We start from the raw sequence: 11662 nt of genomic DNA, 5'->3' as shown, positions 1-11662 counted from the left end.
CTGTTTTTTGGAACATTTTTAGTGTAGCAATCAAGTCTTTCTTATTTCTCTCCTGTTCCTTACTTTTTTCTTTCTCGAATTAAGCTTCAACTCTCAAGTAATTTACCAAAAAAAGCTATATTTACGTTGGAACAGCTTTATATGTATGTTGCCAACCTATAAAATAAAGACAAGAAGAATCCTCATAGTTGAAAAAAATAGGAGATGACAATAAATGAAAGCCTGTGAACCTCTAACTATTTCATCTGAAAGCGGATACAATCTTCAAACCGATGAAAGTGTGCCAATTGCCCACGCTTGGAACATGATTGCGCGAGATCATAAGCGAGTGTTTGGCCGCGAGCCATTGCAAACAGAAGTAGAGCCCTCGATCATTATCCGTTATGCGCAGGAAGGAGATAGCTGTCCGCATTGGCCAGAGGGCTATTGTCTGCGTTTTGTTGCTGGTAGCAAGGGAACGGTACTCCATATTATTGGCCGTGATGAATTAGGAATTATTTATGGACTGCTTCATTACAGCCGATTCGCTCTGGGTGTGGAGCCGTTCTGGTTCTGGGCGGAGCTTATCCCGCCTAAGCGGGATACCATCGTTTTGCCGAGTCAGAATGTTGACAGTATACCGTCCAAGGTCCGATATCGGGGATGGTTTGTCAATGATGAGGTATGCTTGATTGGCTGGAAGGATGATTATCCACCGACGGAGCAGGTGTGGCAGCCCGTTTTTGAAGCGTTACTGCGCTGCGGTGGAAATATGGTGATTCCCGGAACCGATTTACCACGCACAGGTATCCATCATAGGCTTGCAGCAGACATGGGCTTATGGATTACACATCATCATGCTGAACCGTTGGGGGCGGAGATGTTTTTGCGCGCCTTTCCGGGTAAACAAGCTAGTTACAGAGAGCATCCCGAGTTGTTTGAACAGCTTTGGCAGGAAGCGATTGAACGGCAGAAGAAAGAGAAAATTGTATGGGTACTGTCTTTTCGCGGGCAGGGTGACAAGCCTTTTTGGGAAGATGATCCTTCCTTTAATACGCCGGACAAACGCGGACAATTAATCTCATATGTGGTTCGCAAGCAGTACCATATGATCTCTAAATTTGTGGAGCATCCCGTGTGCTGTATGGCGATGTATGGTGAGATTGCTGAGTTATACAAGCAGGGGCATATTGAGGTACCCGAAGGGGTGATTAAAATATGGGCGGACAATGGTTACGGTAAAATGGTATCTCGGCGCCATGGGAATCTTAATTATCGTGTACCAGCATTGCCTGAGGCGCAGGATGGGGGGGGGGAATGGAGTATATTACCATGTGACCTTCCACGACTTGCAAGCGTCGAACCATCTTACCCAATTTCCCTCCTCAGCCAGCTTGATTGTAGAGGAATTGACAGCAGCGTTTACTACAGGGGCGGACGAGTACCTGCTGGTCAATTCAGGAAATATTTTGCCACATCTATATACGCTGGATTTAGTAGCAAATTTATGGACGAAGGGTAACGTGGATGCCGAAGAGCAGCTTATTGATTTTATCGGGCGGCTGTACAGTAGTCAGCTTCAAGAGATTTCCCAATTATACCGGGATTATTCCCGCTGCACTATCGTGTATGGCCCGCATAAGGATGATCGAGCAGGGGAGGAATTCTATCACCATCCGGCTCGGCAAATTATGGGGTATTGGCTACAAGGCAAAGAAGGCAGTGATGAACGGCTGTACTGGGCTACTGGAGAAAGGCCTTTTCCTGAACAGGTACGCTGGTTCAAGGAAAAAGCCGAGTCGGCAATCCCGGGCTGGGTTGAACTGCGAGAGCGGTGTCTACGAATCATGAAGCAGTTGTCTGAAGATGAATGTCAAAGGCTGTATAATCAACTGCTTGTGCAGATTGAACTGCATCTGAGTGGTTCACGTGGACTGGCAAGCTTATGTAGCGCTTATGGGCTGTTCCTTGAAAAAGATTATCCACGGGCTTTTATACAAGCTTCTCATGCCGTTTGGAGCTACCGGATGGGTAAAGAAGCGCTCTCGCTCGCAGGAACTGGAAGATGGGAGCATTTCTACCGGGCAGATTGGTTAACCAATCTAGATAACACTATTTCTCATGCGGACACTGTGCGGGGATTTCTTCGTCTTCAGGGTGACAGTCCAGATATGTTCCTGTGGTCCAAACAATATTTAATGCCAGAAACAGAGAAATATATCTACCTAGAGAATACGCATCGCAAGCCCCTTCCTGATGATGAGTTGGCACGCTGTCTGGAGAAGGTATTATATTAAAAAGGAAGATATGTAGCATCAGAATCAACAGCGTCTGCCTGCAACCTTTCCAGCTTATACTACGTCAATGAAGTTGTTAATGGCCAAGCGGCCTAATTCAACTACAAGGTGGAACTTAACATGAGTATGAGAAAAAGTGCATTTGCAGCCATTACAACTGTAGCCATTTTGTCCTTCTCCGTTGGAGGTCAAATGTCTGCGGCAGACCGTCAATTCAAGGATTTGGACAATGTAAGCGGCAAAGAAAAAATTATATCCCTTAAAGATCAAGGTCTGCTCAAAGGTGCCTCTGACACGCAGTTTCTCCCGTCATCTAAAGTGACCACTGCCCAGGGCATTCAGTTGATCTCCGGCGGACTCCAGCTTAGTTTGGCCGCTATTGATTTTAATAAGGCGCCACAGGCCAGCGGACTGTTTACCCATGTTAAGGATACTGCATGGTATGCCGAAGCCTTTATCAACGCGCATTATAATGGCGTAGAGATTCCAAAAGATATCGTTCCTTCAAAAACCCTGACTAAGGAAGAGTTCACCCACATGCTGATTCAGGGCATGGAAAAAGCAGGCGCTCTTCCGATGATTAAAATCGCACCTGCGAATATTGCGGATGACAGCGAACTGGAGCCTTCTTACCAAGGTAGCATTCAACGCTCGCTAGTCTACAAGGTCAATACCTTGGATGTAAGTGAAAAGTTTCATCCAAAAAGCGAGATTACACGTGCCGAAGCTGCTGTTATGTTATATAATGCATTGGAATACCTGAATGCTCATACAAAATCGTAATAAATACAGCAATAAAGAGCTTTTCTTCTGAGGGAATTAAGCTTTCAGTTACTTGACATCATTATCGTTAATGTTATAATAAGGAAATCGAATTTAGACCTGCGGTAGCTGATTACCGTAAGGATATTTTCCTGGTCCTTCGGCATATAACACAGGTAACGAATAAATAAGCTGGCTCCGGATGAGGAGTTCAGCTTATTTTTTTGGATCAAAAAGCTTACCGTTTTCACAGATCTACATATTGAGAGGAGACAGGGGTATGTTTGAGAATGACTGGGATGATGTACTACGAGAAGAGGTCGAAAAGCCATACTTTAATGAATTAAGGTATACGTTAGCCCGAGAGTACAAGTTACATAAGGTATATCCTCCAAAGGAAGACCTGTTTTCCGCACTTAAATTAACGCCATTTCATCTGACCAAAGCGGTTATATTGGGACAGGATCCATATCATGGAGAGGGACAAGCTCACGGTTTGAGCTTTTCTGTTAGACCTGGTGTGCGAACACCGCCATCTTTACTAAATATATACAAGGAGCTTCGCGATGATATCGGCACTCCCATTCCGAATCAGGGATACCTCGTGCCTTGGGCTGAGCAAGGTGTGCTGCTGCTAAACAACGTGTTAACCGTGCGTGAAGGACAACCGCAATCTCACCAGGGAATAGGTTGGGAACGTTTCACGGATGCTGTCATTGAAGCGATTAATGAGCGCGAGCAGCCAGCAGTGTTTATTTTGTGGGGGAGCCATGCTCAGAAAAAAGCAAGCTTCGTGAATACCAGCAAGCATTTGGTGCTGAAATCCGTTCATCCGAGTCCATTGGCGGCTCACAGAGGCTTTTTTGGCAGCAAGCCTTTTTCGCGTACCAATGCATTTTTGCAGGAGCATGGAATGGAGCCGATTCGGTGGGAGATTCCTAACCGCTAGCACTGGAGGTGAGGACATGCGTCAGTGGAAGGGACGTCAGGTCATTTTATATCACGGCAACAACGGTCATACCCAGAAGGTGCGCGGCACGCTTGAAAAATGGGATGATATACGAAAGTGTGTTATTTTAGGCCCGAAAATGCTGGCTATTCCTTTTGAAAATATTACGCATATTACCATGCTTCCTCCGGGGCGTGAGCGTAGAAGCCGCCATCCGGCGAAGCTGAACGCTATCGGTTATGTAATGAGCGTTCCGTTACAGTTTGATAATGCCATTCATTTTCAGTCGGCGGTGACGATTTGGAGAGAGGATCATCTGATCGCTTATAATGTAAAGCTGGTTAGTCACTCGGCACACGATGTAATTCTTGAAGATGGACAAGCCTTATCTAAAGAAGAGCATCTGTTTGTGGTAAGGTCACTGCGTGGAGAACTTTAACTGTAATTATTCACCTTTTTTTGATGAAGGGTTCAATTTAGTTAGCTACTAACCGATAAAAGTAATGGGATTGTTAATTATATCCTATTTTATAGAGATGAAACTAAGGGAGAGAAACGAATGGAGCGTATGAAACGTATGAGCAAACGGAGTACCTTCTTACTTGCTTTGCTGATGTTTGTATTTGCAGCATGGCCAGCGGGTTTGATCCGGGCTGAGGAGAGCACGACCTCCACGGTACAGTGGGACAGTCAAAATCCGACTACATTGAATCTGGGTGGAAGCCCCGCTCAATTAAAAGTGTGGTCATTGACAGAAAAGGGCAAAGAAGATGTTACACAAAAGGCAGAATGGATCTCTGGGGATTCAAGCATTTTAAAGGTAGATAAGGGACTTATTACTCCTGTGTCAAAAGGGCAAATTAAGATTGTTGCCACATATGAACAGCAAACGGTAAGTACAACGATTACAGTAAAATCGCCTTACAGCAAGCTGCAATTAAATCCGTCTAGTCCCATTAATTTGACGATTGGTGGAGAATCAAAGCAACTAACTGCTCAAGGTGTACTTACTGGAGGTGGGACGGAAAATGTATCCGGTGTCGAATGGACTTCTTCGAATGCGGCTGTTGCTACCGTTGAAGATGGTCTGGTTCGTCCACTTGCCAAAGGCGTGACTTACATTAAAGCAAGCAAAGATGAACTCAAAGCACAAACGATTGTGTATGTGCGTTCTTCTTCTCAGGCATTAGTATTGAATGCAACTGGGTCCAAATCGGTCTTTCTGGGTAGCTCCCCAATTCAGGTTAGTGCAACCGATGTCAACCTGACTGGTGGCAAGACAGATGTGACCAACACGGCAGAATGGACTTCCTCCAATCCGTTGGTTGCCACAGTCGAGCAAGGTAAAATCACACCGATGGATGCAGGCAATTCGACGATTACAGCGTCCTATCACGGTTTGAGCAAGACTCTGAAGATTAATGTACTTCCAACGGTTGAAAAACTGGTTTCAAGCAAAGCCAGTCTGACTCTCGAAACAGGAGGCAAAACTTCTCTTCCGAGTATATCTGCTTATTTGGTCAATGGAGCAAAAAAAGCAGTTCAATCCGATGTAAAATGGAGCTTAAGCAGTGAAAGTGCAGTTAAAATAGCAAATGATAAGCTGATTGCAGTGAACCCAGGCAGTGCAACATTGACAGCAACGGTAGGTGCGCTCAAACTGGATATTCCAGTGACTGTGCAATACAAAGTGCTCAAGCTGACAGCTTCTGAGAAAAAATATGTATTGGTTGCAGGCCAAGAAGCAAGTATTCCGACAGTAAAAGCACACATGGCTGGTGGCGGAATCCTGGATGTTACCAGTCAGGTAAGCTGGGTAGGTACAACAGCCGCAGTAACAGTAGCAAATGGTAAAGTAAAAGCGGTGAGTGGCGGTAACTCTGGAATCAAGGCTATGTATATGAACAAATATGTGAAAGTACCTGTCATTGTGGAAGGAGCCATGTCTACATTGACACCAAGCTTTTCGAGTGCTGATATGAATTTGAAAGGAAGTAAGTCCATCAAAGTCATCGGCATATATACGGATGGTAAAAAAGCTACGCTGAGCAGTAAAGTGAAATGGACATCATCGAATGCTTCCGTAGCGATCGTAAAAGGCTCTTCCATTAAAGCCGTTGGAATTGGAACAGCAACGATTACGGGCACATATCAGGATAAGTCGTTTAACGTTGAGATCAAGGTCACACCTAAGCTGCTCAAACTGGTATTGAGCAATAAAAACCTGAAGCTGCCTAAAGGCTCCTCTCAAGTGCTTAGTGTGAATGCAGTTTATGATTCAGGCGCTACTACTAATGTGACAAGCTCAGCGGTATGGACATCTTCCAAACCGTCGATCGTACAGGTTACTGGCGGTCAGGTGAAGGCGATTGATACCGGAAGTTCCAGTATCAAAGTAGTCTATGGTGGTAAGACTATAGCGACATCGGCCAGAGTGTTAAAATAGTCTACGCATATTGCCACATCCACTTATACAAAATAACCCCCGGTCCAAAGACCGGGGGTTATTTTCAGCTTATTCTACGCCGTCCTGATAATGATTTTTCCAGTGCTTATCGCCTTTGTGTGCGAAGTCTTCAACTGTCTTTTCCAAAGTAGCTACCAGTTGGGCTTTAATCTCAGAAATTGTGTCTCGGAACAGTCTTTCTTCCGTACCATTGATTTTTTCACCGTATAGAGCCTGAGCGGCTATAAATTGACGATGTTGCTCCACAAAACTGTCAATCGAATGCAATGCATGCTCCACGTATTGGGAAATGCTATGATGCTCGTTAGGCAGTTGCAATTTTAATTCATGAACTCTGTTTAATAATGCCATGATGATCACCTCGTGCGTTTTGTTATGTCAATAATTATACATCATTTTCGGAAAACTTTCATTAAATTTTGATTAAAATGTGACTTTTATTATGTCATGATTGCATTTTCACTGGTGATCAGGCCTAATTTTCGGAATTATTTCATTTTTTTCTTTGTGTCGTGATTTTAAAAATTAATATATATGGTACGAAGATGATATAAGAGCAAGCTGCGACAGCTGTCTTTCTGACATGTTATAATGGGGAAAAAGCCCAGTCGGAAAGGTTGTCAGTATGGTATGAAGCTTTTTAAAGGTTTATTTTGGGGGATTCTGATCAGTCTTCTCCTGTGGTGTGCCTTGTTTGGGCTTGTCCGCTGGATGTCTCATTAAGTCGCTTCCTGTATCTTATACAATAACTCTTGCGACTGTATCCACGTCATTAACGGAAATCGTATATACGTGTTCGTCATCATAGAGCTTGAATTGCTGAGTTTCTTGGTCAGATAGGAGCTTAGGCCAGCCAATTACGGTACTTCCATTCAGTAACCGGATTACAACGGCTTGCATTTGGCTCACGGCCAGTTTGATCTCATCGTTCATTCGTACAACCTCCTCTCTATACTATTTGTCGTCGAATATTCAACCTTTTTTTATAGTCAGTAAGGGGTTACAAAAAATAAAATCCGGGGATTACCTTAATTGAAGGCATCTACTGGAATAGCTTGAAGGGAAGAGGAAAATTGAAGAAAAAATTGCTAAGTTTTATAGCTTTAGTGCTGCTAGCTTTGGGCGCGTATTGGTTTGAAGGAGGCAATCTTCTTACGAAAATGACAGGAGAGAACCCGCCTTCATCGGCTCAGGTTACGCTGCAATTCCCGTCAGGTCGTTACCCTGAAACGGCGCAGCATATAAAGGAAGCTATTCAGGCGGGAAAATCTCCGGTATGCACAATTGACCGTGAAGGAGCCGAGCAAAATCGCAAGCATTCGCTTGCAGGTGTTCCCACTCGTAAAGGATACGATCGTGACGAATGGCCGATGGCTATGTGCTTAGAAGGTGGCAAAGGTGCAAATATCAAATACATAGCTCCTAAGGATAATCGTGGGGCAGGATCATGGGTCAGTCACCAATTGGATGAGTATGAGGATGGAACTCGTGTGAAATTTGTTGTGAAATAGTGCTATTACTTTTTATTACCTTGGGCTGTTTCCTGTCTGGCCTTAATCAACGCCAGAAAATCAAAAAAATCACCTAGTGTATTGAAGCCGGCACCTAAAATGGCCAAGTCTTCAGCGGATAGTTGGTTAAACCATTCCATTTGCTTAGCATCAAACATATTATCACCGCCAACCATTGATAATGTATAGTATGTACTGACGGCAACGAAGGTCAGGGCTCTGGCATACCATTTAAGTATGCCTGTTTTATGTGCAGAGGATGTGTAGAACTCATGTTTAAATTTAATTTTTATACTAAAATCGTCTCCATCGTTATCGTATTGCTTATACCTATGCTGATCCTGTATGTCTATTCTAATCAGACAACGACAGGTGTATTACGTGAGGAGCTGAATCAATCTAATTATAATCAGCTGACTTTTTTTCAAAACCAGGTGAATACGAATATTGAAATGATTTCCTCCTGGCCGCATCTGCTGATTCATGATCCCGATGTAGCCAGTTTTCAAGCGATTTTTTTGAAGGACAAGGTTCTCAATCTGGATGGAATTAACCTTGTCAAACGGATTCAAACCAAGCTCGGGCTTCAGGAAAGCTCTTCTAATTGGAGAACCGGGCTGAGTATCTATTCTCCTTCGCTTGGACGGGTTGTATCGGAGAATGGAGCAGGTTTATATGACCAGAAAAAACTAAATCAGCTGATAAAAGACGGCTGGCAGGTATCCAAAAAAAGATCATACGGGAAAGACCAATTTATATTTTCATTGTATACATTATCCCCGTTTTCTTCACTTGGTAATCCAGAAACCGCTAACACGATTATTAAGGTTGAATTTGACAGCAGTAATATTCAGGACATGCTTGACCGCTTCAAAGGTGATGGTCGAAAGGAGCCTTTTTATTATAAAAAAGGCGTAGGAGTGATCTTTAATCGTACTGCAAATGAAGAGCTGTCTGGAAAGCTGATTTCTAAATTGGAAAAAATGGGACTCCATGAAGTTGATAATCTGACCGTGAAAATTGGAGAAGAAAGCTACCTGGTTCATGCCGTTCTTTCGCAAACGACTGGTTGGTATTTGATTGATTACATGCCTTTGTCCGATATGATGTCTCCGATTTACTCATCGAATCGACTGTTTTATATAACGGTTGTTGGCTCGCTGCTGGTAGGCTTGATTGGCGCTTACTTGCTTCATTCACAGGTACAAGTGCCGATTCTTCAGCTTGTGCGGGCATTTCGGAGACTAAAGGATGGAGACTATGCTGTTCGATTAAGTCTAAGGGGGAGTCACGAATTTGCTTTCCTGTCTAGTCAATTTAATCTGATGGTCGAACAGATTCAGGAGCTGTTTGAGAAGGTGTATGTTGAGCAGCTACATGTCAAGGAAGCGCGACTAAAGCAGCTCCAGTCACAAATCAATCCGCATTTTTTTTATAATTGTTTTTCGTTTATTACAAGTATGGCAAAGCTGCGCAATCATGAGGCGGTTGTTGCCATGGCTCATAATTTATCCAGGTATTATCGGTATACGACAAGACAGGAGCGGGATTTGGTTCCATTGTCAGAAGAAGTCGAGTTTGTTCAATATTATTTGAACATACAGCAGATGCGTATGCCGAGGCTAACGTTCTTAATTCATGTTTCTTCACAAGCCAGCAATCTACTGATTCCGCCGCTTGTAGTGCAGCCACTGGTGGAAAATGCGGTGCTGCACGGGATAGAGCCTCAAGCGGAGGATGGTATAATTCATATTTTAACCGAGCGTGTTGGCTCGTATATGTACCTGATTGTGGATGATAACGGACTCGGTTTGAATAGAGAGGCTATAACTGCCCTGACGTCAACGCTTGACAAGCCTGTGGAAGAGGATCATGGATACGGTTTGTGGAATGTGCATCAACGCATGCGATTACATTTTGGGGAGGATGCAGGGCTGGAATTCTCTTTGTCTCCATTGGGAGGATTGCGTGCAGTTTTAAAATGGTCGATCTCAACAGAGGCAGAGCATGCGAATGGTTTAATTGAGCCTTCGCCAAATTCGAATATAGTTAAAACGGAGGGTCCAGATGGTTCAGATATTACTAGTAGATGATGAGAGTTATGTAACAGAAAGTCTGGCAGCTACCATTCCGTGGGAGACGCTAGGCATCGAGAGGGTTCATCAAGCGGCTTCCGCATTAGCAGCGGTGGATGTGCTGGAAGCGTACGATATTGATATTCTGGTTACGGATATTCGTATGCCTGGCATGACGGGACTGGAGTTGATTGTTGAGGTAAACGAACGATGGCCACACATCCGAAGTTTGTTACTGACAGGCTATGCCGATTTTGAATATGCTAAAAAAGCGCTCCAGCTTAAGGCTTTTGATTACATTTTAAAGCCGGTGGATGATGAAGAATTTATCAAATGTGTGTCAGCCGCCATGGATTCGCTAAAGGAAGAATGGGAAGCATTTGACAAGGTTCATCAATTACAATATAGCCGCAGAAACGATTTTGGTGTACTGCGGACCCATTTGATGCATGATTTGCTACTCGGGCGTGATTTGCCAGTACCAAAAATAGAGAGCAAAATGTCCGAGTACGAAATCAAGCTACGCACGGGACATCCTGCCAGTATGCTGCTTATTCAGCTAGGGAAGCATTTTTCTGATATGGACTATCATTCAGTCTCCTTAATTGAATATGCGATTGGAAATATTGCCGAAGAAGTATTCGCACCTGATTTTCACGTATGGCATTGCAAAGCGCCGCATGACTGCTTAATTGTATTAATAGAAGGGAATTGGAATTCATTTCCTGAACGGAGTGTGGATGAGCAGAATCGTTTTCTGAGTGCGGCGATTGAGAATTTTCGAAAAAATGTGAGCAATTACTTGAAAGGGGAAATTTACGTTGCATTAACCGAATGGTTTAATTTTCCAGAGGAGCTGCCTAAGCTATATCAGACAGCGATTAGATCCTTATACTGGAACCATCAGGAGGAGACGGATACACTGCTATTCATAGAAGAACAGACAGAACAGCCACACAGCTCAGTTAAGTCACTGGAGGGGCTTTATATGCATCCTACGCTTACTCATCTGCTAGAGTCCAGGCAATGGGAAGAGGCCGAAGCGAAAGTGAACCGTGTATTTGGAAAAATGGAAGAGGTGGGATATACACGCGAGCATTTATATGAGCTGTTTATTTCGGTGACGAGCGCCTTTATGTATACAGCGCACAAACAAGGACGTTTTATTACACAGATGGATCAAGTAGGCTTCGATCCGTTACATGCGCAGAAAATGGTTCATTCGTTTCTCCACCTCAAAGAGTGGATACTTTCCATGATGAACAAACTTAAATCTGAATGGTCCGCAAGCGAGCAAAGCGCTAAAAGCTATGTGGTCAAGCAGGTTCAGGAGCTCATCTCCCAGGATAAAGGTCAGGAGCTGTCTGTTAAGACGATTGCTGATCAGGTTTATCTTCATCCAGTCTATCTGTCTAAAATTTATAAAGCTGAAACCGGAGAAGGTCTGGGTGACTATATTATCCGAATGAGAATGGAGCGGGCTCTTTATTTGCTTAAATATTCCAACAAAAAAATATACGAAATTACGACGGAACTGGGCTATCAGAATCCCCAATATTTCAGTAAGATGTTCAAAAAGCATTACGGAATGACTCCGCATGAATTTCGGGACCAGTAAAATG

General features: G+C 43.7%; 10 protein-coding genes and 1 pseudogene. 8 read left to right on the top strand and 3 right to left on the bottom strand.

The window, feature by feature from the left end:
• Positions 1-214: 214 nt before the first annotated feature.
• The 5 genes and pseudogenes from KAI37_RS16600 (at position 215) to KAI37_RS16580 (ending at position 6433) form a co-directional block, all read left to right on the top strand.
• A pseudogene (locus KAI37_RS16600) lies at positions 215-2276 on the top strand (glycosyl hydrolase 115 family protein).
• A gap of 120 nt (positions 2277-2396) precedes the next feature.
• On the top strand, positions 2397-3059 hold the full coding sequence (locus tag KAI37_RS16595) for an S-layer homology domain-containing protein (RefSeq protein ID WP_220029844.1): 663 nt from the start codon (positions 2397-2399) through the stop codon (positions 3057-3059).
• A gap of 259 nt (positions 3060-3318) precedes the next feature.
• The gene (locus KAI37_RS16590) at positions 3319-3987 is read left to right on the top strand and encodes a uracil-DNA glycosylase (RefSeq protein ID WP_071641636.1); all 669 of its coding nucleotides are present in this window, start codon (positions 3319-3321) and stop codon (positions 3985-3987) included.
• Positions 3988-4003: 16 nt separating this feature from the next.
• Positions 4004-4426 (top strand): YolD-like family protein, encoded by a 423-nt coding sequence (locus KAI37_RS16585; RefSeq protein WP_076292945.1) that lies wholly within the window; start codon positions 4004-4006, stop codon positions 4424-4426.
• Between the two features lie 120 nt (positions 4427-4546).
• Positions 4547-6433, top strand: a complete 1887-nt coding sequence (locus tag KAI37_RS16580) for an Ig-like domain-containing protein (RefSeq protein ID WP_220029843.1) — start codon at positions 4547-4549, stop codon at positions 6431-6433.
• 69 nt (positions 6434-6502) lie between these two features.
• Here KAI37_RS16580 and KAI37_RS16575 read toward each other — a convergent pair whose 3' ends face one another.
• Together KAI37_RS16575 and KAI37_RS16570 are read right to left on the bottom strand one after the other, a co-directional pair.
• A complete protein-coding gene (locus tag KAI37_RS16575; RefSeq protein ID WP_013310964.1) occupies positions 6503-6805 on the bottom strand; it encodes a hypothetical protein in 303 nt (100 codons plus the stop codon).
• 387 nt (positions 6806-7192) lie between these two features.
• Positions 7193-7387, bottom strand: coding sequence for a hypothetical protein (locus KAI37_RS16570; protein WP_013310963.1), 195 nt, complete (start codon positions 7385-7387; stop codon positions 7193-7195).
• Positions 7388-7527: 140 nt separating this feature from the next.
• On the opposite strand from KAI37_RS16570, the gene KAI37_RS16565 reads away from it, so the two are divergent.
• A complete protein-coding gene (locus KAI37_RS16565) occupies positions 7528-7965 on the top strand; it encodes a NucA/NucB deoxyribonuclease domain-containing protein (protein WP_076292946.1) in 438 nt (145 codons plus the stop codon).
• A 5-nt stretch (positions 7966-7970) separates the two neighbouring features.
• Here the strand turns inward: KAI37_RS16565 and KAI37_RS16560 are convergent, their stop codons facing one another.
• Positions 7971-8123 carry a hypothetical protein gene (locus tag KAI37_RS16560; RefSeq protein WP_023989363.1) on the bottom strand — a complete coding sequence of 51 codons (153 nt, stop codon included), beginning with the start codon at positions 8121-8123 and terminating at the stop codon, positions 7971-7973.
• 114 nt (positions 8124-8237) lie between these two features.
• On the opposite strand from KAI37_RS16560, the gene KAI37_RS16555 reads away from it, so the two are divergent.
• Positions 8238-10058, top strand: coding sequence for a sensor histidine kinase (locus KAI37_RS16555; RefSeq protein WP_220029842.1), 1821 nt, complete (start codon positions 8238-8240; stop codon positions 10056-10058).
• Complete coding sequence (locus KAI37_RS16550) at positions 10033-11658, top strand: response regulator transcription factor (RefSeq protein WP_220029841.1); 1626 nt, start codon at positions 10033-10035, stop codon at positions 11656-11658. Before KAI37_RS16555 ends, KAI37_RS16550 begins: the two co-directional genes overlap by 26 nt.
• Positions 11659-11662: the final 4 nt, after the last annotated feature.

Origin of the sequence: Paenibacillus sp. S25 (genome assembly GCF_019454085.1) — a bacterium.
Classification (GTDB): Bacteria; Bacillota; Bacilli; order Paenibacillales; family Paenibacillaceae; genus Paenibacillus; species Paenibacillus polymyxa_B.
This window is presented reverse-complemented; position numbering and strand designations above follow the sequence as displayed.